Genomic DNA, 17896 nt, shown 5'->3' with positions numbered 1-17896 from the left:
ATACTTATTGAAATTCCAAAATGGAAAAGAATAACTCAATTATATTTTTATACCTAATATTTTTTTTGTGTTTTCTGTAACTTTGAATCTATTATCTAAACAATTTCCTAAAATTAAAATTATATATCCATTTTTGTTAATTAACAACCATATATGTTCTTTTTCTAAAATAGAAAATTTTTGCTCCTTATAATATTTACTTAATTTTTTTTTCCCTTTTCTTTTTAAAGGATAAAAAAAATCTCCTTTTCTCCATGTTCTTAATAATAATGGAAATTGGATTTTATCAAAATCCATAAAAAACATATTTTTTATTTTTTCTTTTTTTGGATTCAAAAAAAACTTAATATCGACAGGTAAAAACATTTCTTTAATATTTATATCATGAATTATATAAATTTTATTCTTATTTTCTAATAGTAATTTATGAGAAATTAAAACCCAATCATTTCTATTTTTAATAATTCGATAAATTTTTGATAAAATTTGTTTTCCAGATTGTGCATCAATAAGACGTTTCATGCTGTTAATATCATTGAATCCATATGGAGAAAATAATTTAAATAAATAAAAAGACAAAGGTTTCAATTTTTTTATTCTTTTACATTCTATCTTCCAAAAAAATGGATTATCTTTTTTTTCTATTGTGATTTTTTTACGAATTTCTTCTATTTTTTTTTCGATTAATAAGTTTTCATCATGAAGAAAATCTATAGTTTTTTTTAATCCTTTATGAAAAGAAAAAGAATAAAATCTAGATAAAACTAAACGAATTTTATTTCTTAAATATTTAAATTCTTGATTAGTTCTGTCTACTCTCCATTTTATATTTCTTATTTTTGCATAATGTAAAATTTCTTTTTTGTTAAAATCAGAAAGAGGACGAATAAATTTTCTATTTTTTTTAGGAATTCCTAATAATCCTTTAATTCCAGTCCCCCTAAAAACGTTCATAAAAAAAGTTTCTATAGAATCATCAAAATGATGTCCTAAAACCATGTATTCATATGAATATTTTTCTAATAATTCTAAAAACCAATCATATCTAAGTTTTCTAGCGGACATTTGGATAGATACTTTATATTTTTTAGAAAAATATAAAGTATCAAATTTTTTAATATGACATTTTATGTTTTTTTTTTTACAAAAATTCCTTATAAAAAATTCATCTTTATTAGATTCTTCATCTCTTAACAAAAAATTACAATGTGCAACTTCTGGTTCAATTTCAGGAAGATCAAGTAATAAATTGATAAGGACCATACTATCTAAACCACCGCTTACAGCTACACATACTTTTTTTTTATTTTTTTTATTAAAAGAATTCAAAGAAAAATATTTTTTAATTTTATCTATGAAAAAATGATTATATGATATTTCTTTCATTACCATTTAATAGATTTCATAATTTCTTGAACTATATCGTTTTTTGATTTTCCATATGTATTAATTTTTCCTAAAGATTTATCATAAAAATTTGATCTTTTCGATAAATGTTTAATAATAAATATAAATAATTCATTTTTAGATAAATGAGAAATTAAAGGTCTTGTATTTTTTTCTAGAAATAATCTTTTAAATAAAGTATACCCATTTGCTTTTAAATAAAAAGTATTTGAATATTTGTTTAACAAATAAATATTATTATAAAAACAAGGAGTTCCTCCTCCAACCGATAAAACATATTTATTTTTTTGTTTCAAAATTTTTTTTAACAAATAATGTTCTCTATTTCTGAAAAAAAGTTCTCCTTTTTTTTTAAAAATATTAAGAATAGAATCATATTTCTTTTCAAAAAGAACATCTAAATCATAAAAATCCAAATCTAATTTTTTAGATAACATTTTTCCTATAGTAGTTTTTCCACTTCCCATATATCCAATTAAAGTGATTTTCATAAAAACATAAAAATTATAGTATATTTGCTTTTTATTATTATTTATTATTCACTTTTTATTTTAATTTAATATAAAAATCCAAATTGACCTGATAGCTCAGCTGGTAGAGCATTACACTTTTAATGTAAGGGTCCTGGGTTCGAATCCCAGTCAGGTCATTTTTTATCTATTTTTATTCTATTTTTTAAAAAATTTCTAGTACAACAGGACAATGATCAGAAAACTTGATTTCCGGCATGAGATAAGCATTTTTCATTTCCTTTTTTAAGGAATTACTAACCATAGCATAATCAATTCTCCAACCTTTATTCTTTTTTCTAGCATTAGAACGATAACTCCACCAACTATAATGATGCGCTTTTTGAACAAAATTTCTAAAACTATCTATAAAACCTAAATTCATAAAATGAGTCATCCATTTTCTTTCTTCCGGTAAAAAACCTGAAATTTTCTGATTCTGAATAGGATCATGAATATCAATTTCATGATGACAAATATTATAATCTCCACAAATAATAAGATTATTTAATTTGTTTTTTATTTTTTTTGTGTATAAAAAAAATTTTTTCATAAAAAAAAATTTAAAATTTAGTCTTTTTATCATATCCTTTCCTGAAGGAAGATAAAGACTAATTACTGATAGATTTGTTAAATCTACCCGTAATACCCTTCCTTCTTCATCTATAGAATTCAATCCTATTCCGTATTCTACATGAATAGGTTTTTCTTTACATAAAATTCCTACACCACTATATCCTTTTTTTTTTTTTGAAGAGGCCCAATAATGATTATAACCTAATTTTTCAAAAAGATTCGTTTCTATTTGTTCTGGAGAAGCTTTTATTTCTTGTAAACATATAACATCTGGACGATTCATTTCTATCCAATTCGATAATCCTTTTCTAATTCCAGATCGAATTCCATTTATATTATAACTAATAATTTTCATTTTTTTTACTATTTAAAAAATAGACTAAATAATTCCAAAGGTTAATTATACTATTAATTATAGAAATATTCAAAATAGTTTTTTATATTTGTTGTGATGCATTAAAACGCATGAATCTACTAAAATAATAAAAGCTTACAAAAGTAAGCTTTTATTATTTTTTCCTGTTATTGAATTATGGATAAACTTAAAATAGCAATTCAAAAATCAGGCCGTCTTTATGAGGATTCTATCAAATTACTAAAAGATTGCAGTATTGAAGTTAATATTGGGATAGATAAGTTAAAAACAACGGCTCTTAATTTTCCGCTAGAAGTCCTTTTTCTTAGAGATGATGATATCCCTCAATATTTAGAAGATGGTGTAGCTGATATAGGAATTGTGGGAAAAAATGTTCTTCTAGAAAAGAGAAAAAGAATAAAAATAAAAGAAACTTTGGGATTTGGAAAATGCAGACTTTCTATAGCTGTTCCTAAGTCTTTATCTTACAATAATATTAAAGATTTAAATGGAAAAAGAATCGCTACAAGTTATCCTTTTTTAGTTGAAGAATTTTTCAAAAAAAAATGTATAGATACAGAAATTCACGAAATTTCTGGTGCAGTGGAAATTGCTCCTGGAATTGGTCTAGCAGATTGTATTTGTGATTTAGTAAGTAGTGGATCTACACTTTTTATGAACGGATTAAAAGAAGTAGAGACTGTTCTTCAATCTGAAGCTGTATTAGCTTCACATCTTCATTTAGACTCAACACAAAACATTATAATGGAAAAATTATTATTTCGAATTAGAGCTGTAAAAAAAGCTAAAAATAATAAATATATTTTATTAAATGTTTCTAATGAAAAATTAGAAAAAATAATATCTTATCTTCCAGGAATTAAAAGCCCAGTTATTCTCCCTCTAGCAAATTCAGAATGTAGTTCTGTACATTCTGTCGTAAACGAAAATGATTTTTGGGGGATTATAGAAAATCTAAAAGCACTTGGAGCTCGGGATATATTAGTTCTCCCGATAGAAAAAATTATACTATAAACAAATAATAAAAAAATGATAAAATAGAAATATGGATTATGATTCAAGTATATATTCATCCTCCATATGAGAGATGGAATTCTATTTCGAATAGAAACTTACAAAACATTTCTCATATAAAAAACTTAGTCACTCCTATTATCAATGATGTTAAAAAATACGGAGATGTAGCTTTAAAAAATTATACAAAAAAATATGATCATGTAGATATAAAACATATTCAAGTAACAGAAGAAGATTTCAATAAAGCTGATATGAAAATTTCAGATCATTTGAAAAAATCAATTGAAACTGCATATCAGAATATAAAATGTTTTCATCAAAAACAAATGCATAAAGAAAATCCGATAGAAGTTTCAAAAGGTGTTTTTTGTTGGAGAAAAATTATTCCCATAGAAAAAATCGGTTTTTATATCCCAGGAGGTTCTGCCCCTTTATTTTCTACTGTCCTAATGTTAGGAATTCCTGGAAAATTGTCAGGATGTAAAAATATTATATTATGTAGTCCTCCAAATAAAAATGGAGAAATTCATCCGGCAATTCTCTATACAGCTAAATATGTAGGAATTACACAAATATATAAAGTAGGGGGAGCTCAAGCAATTGCCGCTATGGCTTATGGTACAAAAAGCATTCCTTCTGTATATAAAATATTTGGTCCAGGAAATTCTTACGTTACAATATCTAAACAAATTGTATCCCAAAAAGGAATAGTATCTATAGATATACCTGCAGGCCCTTCAGAAGTAGTTATTATGGCTGATGATTCAGCAAATCCAGAGTTTGTTGCTTCTGATTTATTATCTCAATCAGAACATGATCCAGAAAGCTATATTTTATTGGTTACTCCAAATAATCAATTTTGGATAAAAAAACTTAAAAAAGAATTAAGAAAACAATTTTTAAATTTTGATAAAAAGAAAGATATTATTGAGGAATCCTTGAAAAAAAGCAAAATAATTGTTCTTTCATCTTTAGATGAATGTTTAAATTTAGTTAATCAAGTTGCTCCAGAACATTTAATTATAAATTGTAAAAATTCTTTTTATTGGAGTGAAAAAGTTATTAATGCAGGATCTGTTTTTTTAGGAAATTATTCTCCAGTTAGTGCAGGAGACTACGCTTCTGGAACCAATCATGTTCTTCCTACCTATGGTTATGCTAAATCTTATAGTGGACTATCTATGGATAGTTTTGTAAAAAAAATTACTTTTCAAAAAATATCTAAAAAAGGATTGAAACATTTATCGAAATGTATCAATATTTTATCTTCTGAAGAAGGATTATTTGCACATAAAAAATCTATTAATATTCGGTTAAAAAATTAGTTTTAAATGTCAATACATGAATAATTTTAATTTGAATTCTCTAATAAGAAAAGATATTCTAAATTTAGATCCTTATATTTCTGCTAGAACAGAACATTATCATAAAGAAAAAAATTCTATTTTTTTAGATGCTAATGAAAATTCTTTTGGCTCCCCTTTATCTTTTTTTAATTCTTATAACAGATATCCAGATCCTTTACAAAAAAAATTGAAAAAAAAAATATCAGATTTTAAAAATATCTCTCCATCTCAAATATTTTTAGGAAATGGAAGTGATGAGATTATTGATTTAGTCTATCGAATTTTTTCTCGTCCAAAAATAGATCATTCTATTATATTTCCTCCTACATACGGTATGTATGAAGTAAGTGGAAAAATTCATGGAGTAGATGTAATCAAAATTTTTCTTACAAAAGAAGATTATCAATTGAATTTATATGAAATAGAAAAAATTTTGAATCCAAATAGTAAAATTATTTTTATTTGTTCTCCTAATAATCCTACGGGAAATGATATAATAAGAGAAGATATAAAAAATATAACAAAAAAATTTACAGGAATTATTGTATTAGATGAAGCATACATTGATTTTTCTAATCAAAAATCTTTATCGATAGAAATCAATAAATATCCAAATTTAATTATTTTACAAACGCTTTCTAAAGCTTGGGGATTAGCAGGGTTAAGAATAGGAATAGCCATTGCTTCTAAAGCGATAATTCAATGGATGAATAAAATAAAATATCCATATAATATTAGTCTCTTATCTCAAGAGATAGCTTTAAAAGCTTTAGAAAATAGAGATTTGTTTTTTTTTCATTTAAAAAACATTCTTATAGAAAGAGAATATATGCAAGAATCCTTAGAAAAATTTTCTTTTATACAAAAAGTATATCCTAGTTCTACTAATTTTTTATTAGTAAAAATAAATTTTTCTTCAAAAAATCTATATCATTATCTTATGAAAAAAAAAGTTTTTGTTAGAGATCGTTCAAAGATAATTTTATGTAATAATTGTTTAAGAATAACAATAGGAACTCATGAAGAGAATGAGTATTTAATAGATCAAATTAGAAATTTTTCCATAAAAAAAATAGAAATATGATGAAAAGAATATTATTTATTGATAGAGACGGAACTCTTATACAAGAAAACCCCCCTACTTATCAAATTGATTCTATTGATCAAATCAATTTTTATCCTAAAGTGATATTTTTTCTATCAAAAATCGTACAAGAATTGAATTATGATTTAGTTATGGTATCTAACCAAGATGGATTAGGAACTGATCAATTTCCTGATAAAATTTTTTGGTCTATACATAATCATATTTTGAATATTTTAAGAACTGAAGGAATTCATTTTAATTCTATTCATATAGATAAAACTTTTCCAGAAGAAAAGTCACCAAATAGAAAACCTGGAACTGGAATGCTTAAAAATTATTTAAAATCTAATATTTACAATATTTCCAAATCTTTTGTTATTGGAGATAGATTAACGGATGTTTTGTTGGCTAAAAATATAGGATGTCAGTCTATATGGATAAAAAAAAATAATCATCATTATCAAAAATTAACAAAAGAAGAAAAAGATTACTATTCTAGCATAAATGAAAAAGACCTAAAAAAAACAATATCTTTAAAAACCGATAGTTGGAAGAAAATTTATGAGTATTTATCATCTATTACAATTAAAAAATATGTTTATCAACGAATAACATTAGAAACAAATGTTAAAGTTTGCATTTCCCTTTATGGAAAGGGAAGATCTAATATTCAAACAGGAATAGCTTTTTTTGATCACCTTTTACAACAAATAGCTTTTCATAGCTATATAGATTTGAATATTCAAACAAAAGGAGATCTTGATATAGATGATCACCATATTATAGAAGATATTGGAATTACTTTAGGAGAAAGTTTTTTTCAAGTTTTAGAAAATAAAATAGGAATAGAACGTTATGGTTTTTATTTTCTTCCTATGGATGAAAGTTTAGCTACAATAGCATTAGATCTTGGAGGAAGAAGTCAATTGTCTTGGAAAGTAAAATTTTTAAGAGAAAAAATAGGAAATATTTCTACTGAAATGTTTTTTCACTTTTTTAAATCTTTTTCTTCATCGGCTAAATGGAATTTACACATCCATGCTGTAGGAAAAAATGATCATCATAAAATAGAGTCTATTTTTAAATGTTTTGGAAGAGCTATAAAAATGGCAATACAAAAAAATTTTTCTAATAAAATTCCCAGTACAAAAGGTTTTTTGTAAAAAAAATTTTAAAATATTATGAAAACAATTATCATAAAATATCCTGCAGGAAATGTACAATCGGTTCTTTTTTCTTTGGAAAGAATAGGCGTAAAAGCTATGGTTACAGATTCTAAAGAATCGATTCAAAATGCAGAAAAAATTATTTTACCTGGTGTTGGAGAGGCAAATTTCGCTATGAAATATTTAAAAGAAAAAAATTTAGATTTACTTTTATCTAAATTAAAACAACCTGTATTAGGAATATGTTTAGGCATGCAATTGCTTTGTAAGTTTTCAGAAGAAAGTAGTACTCCATGCATAGGAATTTTTGATTTTTTTGTAAAAAAATTTCAATCTATCGATAAAAATGCAAAAATTCCTCAAATAGGATGGAACACTATCCAAAAACTAAAAGGACCTTTATTTGAAAACATTCCAGATGGAAGTTATCAATATTTTGTTCATAGTTATTATGTTCCCTTAGGAGAATATACAACAGCAAAAACAGAATATATAGTCACTTATAGTGCTGCATTACAAAAGAATAATTTTTATGCTGTACAATTCCATCCTGAAAAATCTTCTTATGTAGGACATAAAATATTAGAAAATTTTATTCGATTATAAATTTATTACAATGGATATTATAGTAGCTATAGATTTAATTGATGGTCAATGTGTACGTTTAATACAAGGTGATTTTAAAAGAAAAAAAATTTATAATAAAGATCCACTAGAAGTAGCTTTTTTATTAGAAAATCATGGAATATCTAGACTTCATTTAGTAGATTTAGATGGAGCAAAAAAAGGAAAAGTAGTTCATTGGAAAATTTTAGAAAAAATAGCAAAAAATACACATTTAATTATAGATTTTGGAGGGGGGATTCATTCTGAAGAAGATATTCGTGCTGTTTTTGAAAATGGAGGACATATAGTTACTGTAGGTAGTATTGCAGTTCAAAAACCTTTTCTTTTCAAAAAATGGATTGATACTTATGGGGGAGATAAAATTTTATTAGGAGTGGATGTTAAAAATAATAAGATTGCATCCAATGGATGGACTAAATTTATTGATTTTCCATTTTTTGATTTTCTAAAAGAAAAAAGTAATCATGGAGTTAAAAAAATTTTTTGCACAGATATTTCTAAAGATGGAATTTTATCAGGTCCTTCTTTTATTTTATATAAAGAAATTATTGAAAAAATTCCAAACGTTGAATTCATAGCAAGTGGAGGAGTTAGAAATATGAATGATGTAGAAAAATTATTTAATTTGGGTTGTAGTGGAGTCATTATTGGAAAAGCTATATATGAAAATCAAATATCATTATCCAGTATCAAAAATTGGAAAAAAAAAAAGAATAATAACAATTAAAATATGTTGGCTAAACGGATCATTCCTTGTTTGGATATAAAAAATGGAAGAACAGTAAAAGGAGTAAATTTCAAACATTTAAAAGATGCTGGAGATCCAATAAAATTAGTTTGTTGGTACACAAAACAAGGAGCAGATGAATTAGTATTTTTGGATATTACAGCTACGAATGAAAAACGTAAAACATTAATTAACCTAGTAAAAGATGTTTCTCGTCATATTAATATTCCTTTTACGGTTGGTGGAGGGATCAAAGAGGAAAAGGATATTGAATTATTATTAAATGCGGGAGCAGATAAAATATCAATCAATACTGCTGCTTTTAAAAACCCAAATCTTTTAGAAATTTTTTCTAAAAGATTTGGAAGTCAATGTATTGTTTTAGCTATTGATACTAAATTTGAATCAAATGAATGGTGGGTTTATTTAAATGGTGGAAGAATTTCAACTCAAACTAAAACTTTAGATTGGGCTAAAGAAGGTTCTAATAGAGGAGCAGGAGAGATATTATTAACTTCAATGAATCATGATGGAACAAAAAATGGATTTGCATTAGATATTACTAGAAAAATATCAAAAAATATTTCTATACCGGTTATTGCTTCAGGTGGGGCTGGACAATTAAAAGATTTTTATAAAATTTTTGAAAAAGGAAAAGCTGATGCTGCTTTAGCCGCTAGTATATTTCATTATAAAGAAATAGAAATTCCAAAATTAAAATTTTATTTAAATCAACTCAATATACCTATAAGAACTACAAAATAAATAATAATAAAAATGATAAATTTTAAAAAAAGTTTAATCCCTGTAATTGTCCAAGATTCAAAAACAGATAAAGTATTAATGCTAGGTTATATGAATCAAGAAGCTTATAACAAAAGTATCGATGAAAAAAAAATTACTTTTTATAGTAGGTCAAAAAAAAGATTGTGGACTAAAGGTGAAACTAGTAAAAATTATCTTTTTATTAAAGATGTATTAATAGATTGTGACGAAGATACATTATTAATTAAAGCAAAACCGTCAGGTCCTATTTGTCATCAAGGAACGGATACGTGTTGGAAAGAAATAAATAATAATAAAAATTTTTTATTTCATTTAGAAAATATAATTTCGTTAAGAATTAAAGAAAAAAAAGAAAACTCTTATGTTTATCAATTATTAAAAAAAGGAATCAATAGAATTTCACAAAAACTAGGAGAAGAAACAGTGGAACTTATCATTGAATCTAAAGATAATGATAAAAATTTGTTTTTAAATGAATCAGCAGATTTACTTTTTCATTATTTAATTCTTTTGAAAAAAAAAGGATTTGAAATACAAGATGTTATTAATATTCTTGAGAATAGACATTCAAAATCTTAAGGAATATTTAAAATTTTATGAATTTGAAGAGAAATTCTCCATTTAGGATTTTTTTTAATATAAGAAACTATTTTTGGAAGAATCCAAGAAATGTTATTCCATTCTGGTTGTAGAAATAAAAAACAATTAGTAGACTTAATATAAGAAGCTTGTTCTTCCGCAAATAAAAAGTCATTTTCATCCGAAATAATAATTTTTAATTCATTTATTTTTTTATAATTTTCTTGTATAGGAAGTTTTATTTTTTTAGGGGAAATTGTAATCCAATCTACATATTTTTCTTTTATAGGATATGAACCTGAAGTTTCAATATGAATTCTATATTTTTTTTTTTTAAGCTTTTCAATTAAAGGAAATAAATTCCACATTGTAGGTTCCCCCCCAGTAATTATAACAGTTTTTATTTTATGATTATTGTTAACAACGTTAGAAATAATTTTATGAATTGAAATAAAATCTTTTTTCTCTATATTCCAACTTTCTTTCGTATCACACCAATCACATTTTATATTACATCCTCCAAAACGAATAAAATATGCGGCTATTCCATAATAAAAACCTTCTCCTTGAATAGAATAAAATGATTCTTTTATAGGATAACTAATATCTTTTTTCATTTATTTATCTGTTATTTAATGCTGCTTTTAAAGTGTTTTTTAATAACATGATACGAGTCATAGGTCCTATACCTCCTGGAACAGGAGTTAGATAAGATGCTTTTCCATATACACTATGAAAATCAACGTCACCCAATATTTTTTTTTCATGATTATGGATTCCTACATCTATGACTATAGATCCTTTTTTAATCATTTTTCCTTTAAGAAAATTTGGTATTCCCACTGCTACTATAATAATATCAGCTTGTCTAGTGTAAAATTCTATATTTGGCGTTTTACTATGGGTAAGTGTTACCGTGCTATTTCCAGGATTATTTTTTCTACTCATAAGTATACTAATTGGTCTTCCTACTATACTACTTCTTCCAATTATTACAGTATATTTTCCAGATATTTGAATTTTATACTTTTCTAAAAGAGTTAGTATACCTAATGCAGTAGCAGGAAAAAAAGATTTCATATTTAAAGCCATTTTTCCAAAATTTTCAGGATGAAATCCGTCTACGTCTTTTTTAGGATTTATAGATAAAATAATTTTATTTTGATCTAAATGTTTTTCTAATGGTAATTGCACGATAAATCCATCTATATATGGACTTTTATTCATTTTTTTTATTGTCTCTAATAATTTTTTTTCTGAAGTATTTATAGGTAAATGGACTAAAGAGTATTTAATTCCAATATTTTTGCATTCTTTAATTTTATTATTAACATATCTTATGCTAGAATTGTTATTTCCTGTTAAAATAATACCAAGATGAGGAATCCGTTTTTTTTTATTTAATATTTCTTTTTCTATAATCTTGCATATTTTATTTTTTATTTCTTTAGCTAATAGTCTTCCATCTAATAATTTAGTAATCATTTCCTAATTTCTATTTCTTTTGTTAATTGAAGAAATTCTTTTACAGATAATTCTTCTGCTCTTTTATTTAAAAATGGGATTTTATGAAAATTTGGAATATGTCTATATAATTGTAAAGAATTTTTTAATTTTTTTCTTCTTTGATTAAAAGCAATTTTAACGCATTGAAACAATATATTTTTATTGCAGTTTAGGTTTTCACTTTTTCTTTTTAAAGAAATTACTGCAGATTGCACATTAGGGGTAGGAAAAAATACTTTTTTTTTTACAGTAAAAAGATATTTTACATCATAAAATGTTTGAACTAAAACTGATAAAATTCCATAAGTTTTTTTTCCATGAGTTGATGTGATTCTTTTTGCAACTTCTTTTTGAAACATACCAATACATTCCGGAATGTAATGATTATATCTTAATATATGAAATAATATTTGAGAAGAAATATTGTAAGGAAAATTACCAATAATTGCAAAATTTTGTAAATCAATCTCTTCAGGATTCCATTTTAAAAAATCTTTATGAATAATCTGGTTTTTAGAGATTGGTAAAAATTTTTTTAAAAAAAAAATTAATTCTTCATCGATTTCTATTAAAAAAATATGGTGATATGGATTATTAGTCAATAAATATTGAGTTAAAATACCTAATCCTGGTCCAATTTCTACAACTGTATTATAATTTTCGAAAGAAAGATAGTTTACAATTTTTTTTGCTATATTTTTATCTTTTAAAAAATATTGGTCAAATCTTTTTTTTAAAAAAAAATTATGCATTTGCATTATGCAAATATAGAAAATATTATACTATATTATTTGTATCTTGTACTTTATATTATTAAATCAGAAAATTAATAGTTATACGATTTTAGTTTTTCATATGATATGCTTCAAATCTCTTTTATACGAAAAAACCAAGAAAAAGTTTTATTAGGATTAAAAAAAAGAAATTTTAAAAAATTATACTTAATAAATGAAATATTAGTTTTAGATGAAAAGAAAAAAATAATTAAAAATATTCTCAATAAAATATTAGAAAAAGAAAATTTGATATCTAAAAAAATAGGGGAAATTTTAAATTCATATAATGATAGTTTTCAGATCAACTCTTTGAAAAAAAGATCTATTTTTCTAAAAAAAGAAAGAAAAAAAATCAATATTCGATTAGAAAAAATTTCTAAAGTTTTAGAGAAAAAATTAAGTCAAATTCCTAATATTCCTGATGATAAAATAAAGAAAGATTATGAAAAAAATGAGATTCTTTTTCAAGAAGGGGAAATTCATTGTTCTATCAAAAAACCTTTACCTCATTGGGAATTATCAAAAAAATTTTGTTTGTTCGATTCAAATTTAGGAACAAAAATATGTGGTTCTGGATTTACTGTTTATATAGGAAAAGGAGCAAAATTACAAAGAAGTTTAATTCAATATTTTCTAGATCAAAATATACAGGCTTCATATAAAGAATATAGTTTGCCTTATCTTATTAATGAAAAATCTGGATATGCCACAGGACAAATTCCGGATAAAGAGAATCAAATGTATTTTATAGAAAAAAACAACTTTTATTTGATTCCTACTGGAGAAGTTCCTATTATGAATTGTTATAGAGATATAATACTTAAAGATTTAGATCTTCCTATTAAAGCCACAACTTATACTTCTTGTTTTAGAAGAGAAGCAGGATCTTATGGTTCAAAAGTTAGAGGATTGAATAGACTACATCAATTTGAAAAAGTGGAAATTATTCAAATTACTACACCAGATTCTTCTTCTTTTTTCTTGAAAGAAATGATTTTACATGTAAAAAAAATTTTACAATCTTTAAAATTACCCTTTCGTCTTGTTCGTATAAAAACTCAAGATCTTGGATTTTCTTCTTCTATAACTTATGATTTTGAAGTTTATTCTATAGCACAAAAAAAATGGTTAGAAGTAAGTTCTATATCAAATTGTACTAATTTTCAATCTCATAGATTACATCTTAGATATAAAACAATTACAGGAGATATAGAGTTTTGTCATACTCTGAATGGTAGTGCTTTAGCTTTGCCAAGAATTATGGCCGCTTTATTAGAAAATAATCAAACTGAAAATAAAATTAATATTCCTAAAGTTTTGATTCCTTATACAGAATTTGATCATATTAAGTAAAAAATTTTTTTTATGTTATGAAAGTGACGGAGCATATAGTTAAAGCAAAAAAAAGTTTATTTTCTTTCGAAATTTTACCCCCTTTGAGAGGATGTGATATTCAAGATATTTTTTCTACTTTAGATCCATTAATGGAATTTCATCCTCCTTTTATTGATGTGACTTACCATCGTGAAGAATTCATTTATGTAGAAAAAGAAAATGGTCTTTTACAAAGAAAAAAAATTTCAAGACGTCCAGGAACTGTAGGAATTTGTGCTGCTATTATGAATAAATACAGGATTGACGCTGTTCCTCATTTAATTTGTGGAGGATTTAATAAACAAATGACGGAAAATGCTTTAATAGATTTAAATTTTTTGGGAATAAATAATGTTTTAGTTTTAAGAGGCGATCCTTTAAAATCTGAAAAAAATTTTATTGCGCCAAAAGATGGACATAAATACGCGGTAGAACTCGTAAAACAAGTTAAAAATTTAAATGTAGGAAAATATCTTGATACAACTTTTTTAGAAAAAAAAGAATCTCCATTATTTGATTTTTGTATTGGAGTTGCAGGATATCCAGAAAAACATTTAGAAGCTCCAAATATGGAAAGTGATTTATTTTTTTTGAAAAAAAAAGTAGAAGCAGGAGCTGACTATATTGTAACTCAAATGTTTTTCGATAATAAAAAGTTTTTTTCTTTTGTAAAGAAATGTAGATCAAAAGGAATTTCTATTCCTATTATACCTGGTATAAAACCTATTTCTTCTAGAAATCAATTAAACGGACTTCCATCTCGTTTTTATTTAAATATTCCTAATGAATTAGTAAAGGAAGTAGAAAAAGCAAAAAATAAAAAAAATGTAATCCATGTTGGAATTGAATGGGCGATTCATCAATCGAAAGAGTTAAAAAATTCTGGGGTAAAAGTTATTCATTATTATACCATGGATAGACCAGAAAATATTTATAAAATTGTTCAAGCAATTTATTGATTTTTATTAAATTTTTAAATAAAGAGTTTTTTTTATGGCACTGATTGTTTTTTTTTCATCAGGAAACCAAGTTTTGACTAAATTGGAAGCATAAGGTGCAGGTGTATCTAATACAGTTATTCTATTAATAGGAGCATCAAGATAATCAAATGCTTTTTTTTGAATAAAAAATGAAATTTCAGAAGAAATAGATGAAAAAGGCCACGATTCTTCTAAAATAACTAAACGATTAGTTTTTTTTACAGAAGAAAGAATAGATTCATAATCTAATGGACGTATAGTGCGAATATCTATAACCTCTACACTAATATTTTCTTTATCTAATTTATCTGCTACATTTAAAGCGACTTTCATAAGTTTTCCAAAAGAAACCAAACTAATATCAGTTCCTTTTTTTTTTATATCTGCTTTTCCAATAGGTAGAATATATTCTTCATTTGGAATCATCATTATATCTCCATACATTTGTTCAGATTCCATAAAAATTACAGGATTGTTATCTCTTATTGCAGACTTTAAAAGTCCTTTTGCATCGTAAGGATTACATGGAATAACGACTTTTAATCCAGGACAACTTGCATACCAACTTTCAAAAGATTGAGAATGTGTAGCCCCTAATTGTCCAGCAAAACCAGTAGGTCCTCTAAAAACAATGGGAATGTTCCATTGACCTCCACTCATATAACGTATTTTTGCTGCATTATTAATAATTTGATCCATAGCTATTAAAGAAAAATTAAAAGTCATAAACTCAATAATAGGTCTACATCCATTCATGGCAGATCCTATTCCAATTCCAGAAAATCCTAATTCTGATATAGGAGTATCAATCACTCTTTTTGGACCAAATTCTTTTAGCATTCCTTTAGAAGCTTTATAAGCTCCATCATATTGAGCAACTTCTTCTCCCATAAGATAAATAGAATCATCTCTTCTCATTTCTTCACTCATAGCTTCTGCTATAACTTCACGAAAACTTTTTTTTTTCATAAGAATAGAATGTATCAGTGTTTCATAAAATATAAAAAAAACAACGGAAAAGAAAGATATCTTTCTTTTCCGTTTATCGTTAGTTAAAAAAATTGAATTAAATTCAATTTTTTTCTTCTTCTTTTTCTTTTCTTTCTTTTAGTTTTTTTAATAAATATTCTTTTTTCATTCTTAAATCCCATTCTTTATCTTTTTCAAGTACTAATCTTCTTGTCAATTTATATAAAAATTCATTTTTATCTTTTATTAATTGCAATTTTTCTTTTCCATATTTTCTACGATCTTCAAGATCGTTTTTTGCTTCCATTTCCTCTTCTGAACCTTTTGGCTTAGATCTCATAATCATTCTTCTTACTTTAATTTCATTTAAAAGCCTTTTTTGTCTATTTACCAAAAGATGGAATTCACCAAGATGCATTTTAGTTTCAGTGTCTAATTTTATTACTTTTGTTCTAACCTTTTTGATTTCATTGTCTAAATCTTCTGGATTTATCTTATCAATTTCTTCATCAGTATAAGGTGGATATTTTGAATTTATGGAGGTAGAAGTATCTTCTTCAGAAGGTGTTTTAGAAGATGCAACGTCAGTGTCAGTAGTAGTAGTAGTGGTGGAATCAGGAACAGAACTTTCCGTTTTTTCTCCTCCTGAAGCATCATTATTCATTGTCATATCATCATTACAAGAGGTACTAATAAATCCTAATGCTATGGATATAGTTAAAATTAAAAATCTAAAAGAAGTATTCATAATAAAAATTTTTATTATTAAATATAAAAAAAATTATTACATAAATATTAATAATTTTATTATATTAGTATATGTTTAAACAATAAAAATCGAAAAAATATCCTTCCAATTTTAGTATATTTGGACATAATGATTAGATTGATTATAAATTCAAATATATTCCTATGAGTCAATTTATTAGATTAACTATACGGGGAATATCCTTAAGTCAAATACAATCTGGAATATATATTTTATTGCTTGAAGAAGAATCTGGAAAAATAAAACTTCCGATTATTATAGAGAGTTTACAAGCTCAATCTATTGCTTATGCTTTAGGCAGAAAAGATCTATCTAGATCTTTTACACATGATTTATTTCTTTCTTTTGCAAAAGAATTTCATATTAGATTAAAAGCAGTAATCATATATAAACTAATAAATGGAATATTTTTTTCTTATATTTTGTTAGAAAGAAATTCCATAATAGAAATAGAAAAAGAAAAAAAAATAGAAAAAAAAGAACATAAAATAGATTCTAAAACATCAGATGCTGTTGCTTTGGCAATACGTTTTCATGCTCCTATTTATACAACAAAAGAAATTGTTGACAAAGCAGGAATTTATTTTGAAAATGGATTTTCTTTTGATAAAGAAAATGAGGGTTCTGAAACAAAAATAACGGAAAATAATAGTCTTCTTTTTTTTAAGGAAAAAAGTCAAAAAGATTTAGAAAATATGACAGAAAAAGATTTAAATATTTTATTAAATCATGCGGTAGTTAATGAATGCTACGAGTTTGCGGCACGAATAAAAAAAGAATTGGATAGAAGAGAATAAATTATTTTTTTCTTTTTAATCTGATAAAACTATAATTGAATGAATGATTCTTATCTTTTTCACAAAAAAATTCGTATATTTTTTCCCATTTTTTTGGATCTATTTTTGGAAATTTTGCATCTCCATAAAATTTTTCATGTACTATTGTTAGTTCTATAACATGCGCTTTTTCAATTGTACATTCATATGTTTTTTCTCCTCCTATCACAAATATTTTTTTGTATATTTCGATCTCTTTAAGAGAAGAAATAATTTTAATATTTTTATGATTTTCTAAATATAAAAAATTTTCTTTTTTCTTTGTAAGAATAACATTCATTCTTTTTGGGAGGATTTTTCCAATAGATTCGAAAGTTTTTCTCCCCATTAAGACGGTTTTTCCTATAGTTAAATTTTTAAAACGTTTTAAATCATTAGGTAAATGCCACATTAATTGGTTATTTTTCCCTATAAATCCATTTTTTGAAACTGCAGAAATCAAGACTATTTTCATGATTATATCAATTTTTTTTATATTTTTAA

20 protein-coding genes and 1 tRNA gene are annotated in these 17896 nt (G+C 24.7%); 12 read left to right on the top strand and 9 right to left on the bottom strand.

What is annotated here, in order from left to right:
• Nucleotides 1-39: 39 nt before the first annotated feature.
• Both tilS and STAT_RS01065 read right to left on the bottom strand, forming a co-directional pair.
• Entirely contained in the window at nt 40-1386 is a 1347-nt protein-coding gene (tilS, locus tag STAT_RS01070; protein ID WP_119305431.1) for a tRNA lysidine(34) synthetase TilS, read from the bottom strand.
• The gene (locus STAT_RS01065; protein ID WP_119305430.1) at nt 1386-1898 is read right to left on the bottom strand and encodes a shikimate kinase; all 513 of its coding nucleotides are present in this window, start codon (nt 1896-1898) and stop codon (nt 1386-1388) included. Before STAT_RS01065 ends, tilS begins: the two co-directional genes overlap by 1 nt.
• 85 nt (nt 1899-1983) lie before the next feature.
• On the opposite strand from STAT_RS01065, the gene STAT_RS01060 reads away from it, so the two are divergent.
• Nucleotides 1984-2056 (top strand) — tRNA-Lys (locus STAT_RS01060).
• A gap of 26 nt (nt 2057-2082) precedes the next feature.
• On the opposite strand, the gene STAT_RS01055 is transcribed toward STAT_RS01060, so the two are convergent.
• A complete protein-coding gene (locus STAT_RS01055; RefSeq protein WP_119305429.1) occupies nt 2083-2847 on the bottom strand; it encodes an exodeoxyribonuclease III in 765 nt (254 codons plus the stop codon).
• Nucleotides 2848-3024: 177 nt separating this feature from the next.
• Here STAT_RS01055 and hisG point away from each other — a divergent pair, with 177 nt between their 5' ends.
• Genes hisG through hisIE form a run of 8 tightly spaced genes read left to right on the top strand, consistent with a single transcriptional unit; the run spans nt 3025 to nt 10203 of the window.
• A complete protein-coding gene (gene hisG / locus STAT_RS01050; RefSeq protein ID WP_119305428.1) occupies nt 3025-3882 on the top strand; it encodes an ATP phosphoribosyltransferase in 858 nt (285 codons plus the stop codon).
• Nucleotides 3883-3917: 35 nt separating this feature from the next.
• Nucleotides 3918-5210 (top strand): histidinol dehydrogenase, encoded by a 1293-nt coding sequence (gene hisD / locus STAT_RS01045; RefSeq protein WP_197712885.1) that lies wholly within the window; start codon nt 3918-3920, stop codon nt 5208-5210.
• Nucleotides 5211-5226: 16 nt separating this feature from the next.
• Complete coding sequence (gene hisC / locus STAT_RS01040; protein ID WP_119305426.1) at nt 5227-6315, top strand: histidinol-phosphate transaminase; 1089 nt, start codon at nt 5227-5229, stop codon at nt 6313-6315.
• Nucleotides 6315-7481 carry a bifunctional histidinol-phosphatase/imidazoleglycerol-phosphate dehydratase HisB gene (gene hisB, locus STAT_RS01035; RefSeq protein ID WP_119305825.1) on the top strand — a complete coding sequence of 389 codons (1167 nt, stop codon included), beginning with the start codon at nt 6315-6317 and terminating at the stop codon, nt 7479-7481. The genes hisC and hisB overlap by 1 nt, the downstream gene beginning before the upstream one ends.
• A gap of 18 nt (nt 7482-7499) precedes the next feature.
• Nucleotides 7500-8090 (top strand): imidazole glycerol phosphate synthase subunit HisH, encoded by a 591-nt coding sequence (hisH, locus tag STAT_RS01030; RefSeq protein WP_119305425.1) that lies wholly within the window; start codon nt 7500-7502, stop codon nt 8088-8090.
• Nucleotides 8091-8100: 10 nt separating this feature from the next.
• A complete protein-coding gene (gene hisA, locus STAT_RS01025) occupies nt 8101-8838 on the top strand; it encodes a 1-(5-phosphoribosyl)-5-[(5-phosphoribosylamino)methylideneamino]imidazole-4-carboxamide isomerase (RefSeq protein ID WP_119305424.1) in 738 nt (245 codons plus the stop codon).
• 3 nt (nt 8839-8841) lie between these two features.
• On the top strand, nt 8842-9603 hold the full coding sequence (hisF, locus tag STAT_RS01020) for an imidazole glycerol phosphate synthase subunit HisF (RefSeq protein ID WP_119305423.1): 762 nt from the start codon (nt 8842-8844) through the stop codon (nt 9601-9603).
• A gap of 12 nt (nt 9604-9615) precedes the next feature.
• Nucleotides 9616-10203 carry a bifunctional phosphoribosyl-AMP cyclohydrolase/phosphoribosyl-ATP diphosphatase HisIE gene (gene hisIE / locus STAT_RS01015; protein WP_119305422.1) on the top strand — a complete coding sequence of 196 codons (588 nt, stop codon included), beginning with the start codon at nt 9616-9618 and terminating at the stop codon, nt 10201-10203.
• Here the strand turns inward: hisIE and STAT_RS01010 are convergent.
• The 3 genes from STAT_RS01010 to rsmA are packed head-to-tail and all read right to left on the bottom strand — an operon-like array spanning nt 10200 to nt 12461.
• Entirely contained in the window at nt 10200-10820 is a 621-nt protein-coding gene (locus STAT_RS01010) for a 7-carboxy-7-deazaguanine synthase QueE (RefSeq protein ID WP_119305421.1), read from the bottom strand. The two genes, hisIE and STAT_RS01010, sit on opposite strands and share 4 nt — an antisense overlap.
• 4 nt (nt 10821-10824) lie before the next feature.
• Nucleotides 10825-11685 (bottom strand): bifunctional 5,10-methylenetetrahydrofolate dehydrogenase/5,10-methenyltetrahydrofolate cyclohydrolase, encoded by an 861-nt coding sequence (locus STAT_RS01005; RefSeq protein ID WP_119305824.1) that lies wholly within the window; start codon nt 11683-11685, stop codon nt 10825-10827.
• A complete protein-coding gene (gene rsmA / locus STAT_RS01000) occupies nt 11685-12461 on the bottom strand; it encodes a 16S rRNA (adenine(1518)-N(6)/adenine(1519)-N(6))-dimethyltransferase RsmA (RefSeq protein ID WP_119305823.1) in 777 nt (258 codons plus the stop codon). Before rsmA ends, STAT_RS01005 begins: the two co-directional genes overlap by 1 nt.
• A gap of 108 nt (nt 12462-12569) precedes the next feature.
• Here rsmA and serS point away from each other — a divergent pair, with 108 nt between their 5' ends.
• Complete coding sequence (gene serS / locus STAT_RS00995) at nt 12570-13838, top strand: serine--tRNA ligase (protein ID WP_119305420.1); 1269 nt, start codon at nt 12570-12572, stop codon at nt 13836-13838.
• 17 nt (nt 13839-13855) lie between these two features.
• Nucleotides 13856-14818: a methylenetetrahydrofolate reductase [NAD(P)H] gene (metF, locus tag STAT_RS00990; RefSeq protein WP_119305419.1), complete on the top strand. Its 963-nt coding sequence runs from the start codon at nt 13856-13858 to the stop codon at nt 14816-14818.
• A gap of 6 nt (nt 14819-14824) precedes the next feature.
• Here metF and STAT_RS00985 read toward each other — a convergent pair whose 3' ends face one another.
• Both STAT_RS00985 and STAT_RS00980 read right to left on the bottom strand, forming a co-directional pair.
• Nucleotides 14825-15808: a pyruvate dehydrogenase complex E1 component subunit beta gene (locus tag STAT_RS00985; RefSeq protein WP_119305418.1), complete on the bottom strand. Its 984-nt coding sequence runs from the start codon at nt 15806-15808 to the stop codon at nt 14825-14827.
• Nucleotides 15809-15911: 103 nt separating this feature from the next.
• Complete coding sequence (locus tag STAT_RS00980; protein WP_119305417.1) at nt 15912-16556, bottom strand: hypothetical protein; 645 nt, start codon at nt 16554-16556, stop codon at nt 15912-15914.
• A gap of 164 nt (nt 16557-16720) precedes the next feature.
• On the opposite strand from STAT_RS00980, the gene STAT_RS00975 reads away from it, so the two are divergent.
• Nucleotides 16721-17374 (top strand): bifunctional nuclease family protein, encoded by a 654-nt coding sequence (locus STAT_RS00975; protein WP_119305416.1) that lies wholly within the window; start codon nt 16721-16723, stop codon nt 17372-17374.
• Nucleotide 17375: 1 nt separating this feature from the next.
• Here STAT_RS00975 and STAT_RS00970 read toward each other — a convergent pair whose 3' ends face one another.
• Nucleotides 17376-17867: a dihydrofolate reductase gene (locus STAT_RS00970; RefSeq protein WP_119305415.1), complete on the bottom strand. Its 492-nt coding sequence runs from the start codon at nt 17865-17867 to the stop codon at nt 17376-17378.
• Between the last annotated feature and the right edge of the window lie 29 nt (nt 17868-17896).

This window comes from Blattabacterium cuenoti STAT (genome assembly GCF_003573915.1).
Classification (GTDB): Bacteria; Bacteroidota; Bacteroidia; order Flavobacteriales; family Blattabacteriaceae; genus Blattabacterium; species Blattabacterium cuenoti_A.
The sequence above is the reverse complement of the archived record's forward strand: the minus strand, read 5'-3'. Positions and strand labels throughout refer to the sequence as shown.

Bases quoted from the DNA above. Each gene is read 5' to 3' on its own strand.
- tilS (WP_119305431.1), bottom strand. From the start codon at position 1,386: ATGAAAGAAATATCATATAATCATTTTTTCATAGATAAAATTAAAAAA.
- STAT_RS01065 (WP_119305430.1), bottom strand. From the start codon at position 1,898: ATGAAAATCACTTTAATTGGATATATGGGAAGTGGAAAAACTACTATA.
- STAT_RS01055 (WP_119305429.1), bottom strand. From the start codon at position 2,847: ATGAAAATTATTAGTTATAATATAAATGGAATTCGATCTGGAATTAGA.
- hisG (WP_119305428.1), top strand. From the start codon at position 3,025: ATGGATAAACTTAAAATAGCAATTCAAAAATCAGGCCGTCTTTATGAG.
- hisC (WP_119305426.1), top strand. From the start codon at position 5,227: ATGAATAATTTTAATTTGAATTCTCTAATAAGAAAAGATATTCTAAAT.
- hisB (WP_119305825.1), top strand. From the start codon at position 6,315: ATGAAAAGAATATTATTTATTGATAGAGACGGAACTCTTATACAAGAA.
- hisH (WP_119305425.1), top strand. From the start codon at position 7,500: ATGAAAACAATTATCATAAAATATCCTGCAGGAAATGTACAATCGGTT.
- hisA (WP_119305424.1), top strand. From the start codon at position 8,101: ATGGATATTATAGTAGCTATAGATTTAATTGATGGTCAATGTGTACGT.
- hisF (WP_119305423.1), top strand. From the start codon at position 8,842: ATGTTGGCTAAACGGATCATTCCTTGTTTGGATATAAAAAATGGAAGA.
- hisIE (WP_119305422.1), top strand. From the start codon at position 9,616: ATGATAAATTTTAAAAAAAGTTTAATCCCTGTAATTGTCCAAGATTCA.
- STAT_RS01010 (WP_119305421.1), bottom strand. From the start codon at position 10,820: ATGAAAAAAGATATTAGTTATCCTATAAAAGAATCATTTTATTCTATT.
- rsmA (WP_119305823.1), bottom strand. From the start codon at position 12,461: ATGCATAATTTTTTTTTAAAAAAAAGATTTGACCAATATTTTTTAAAA.
- serS (WP_119305420.1), top strand. From the start codon at position 12,570: ATGCTTCAAATCTCTTTTATACGAAAAAACCAAGAAAAAGTTTTATTA.
- metF (WP_119305419.1), top strand. From the start codon at position 13,856: ATGAAAGTGACGGAGCATATAGTTAAAGCAAAAAAAAGTTTATTTTCT.
- STAT_RS00985 (WP_119305418.1), bottom strand. From the start codon at position 15,808: ATGAAAAAAAAAAGTTTTCGTGAAGTTATAGCAGAAGCTATGAGTGAA.
- STAT_RS00980 (WP_119305417.1), bottom strand. From the start codon at position 16,556: ATGAATACTTCTTTTAGATTTTTAATTTTAACTATATCCATAGCATTA.
- STAT_RS00975 (WP_119305416.1), top strand. From the start codon at position 16,721: ATGAGTCAATTTATTAGATTAACTATACGGGGAATATCCTTAAGTCAA.
- STAT_RS00970 (WP_119305415.1), bottom strand. From the start codon at position 17,867: ATGAAAATAGTCTTGATTTCTGCAGTTTCAAAAAATGGATTTATAGGG.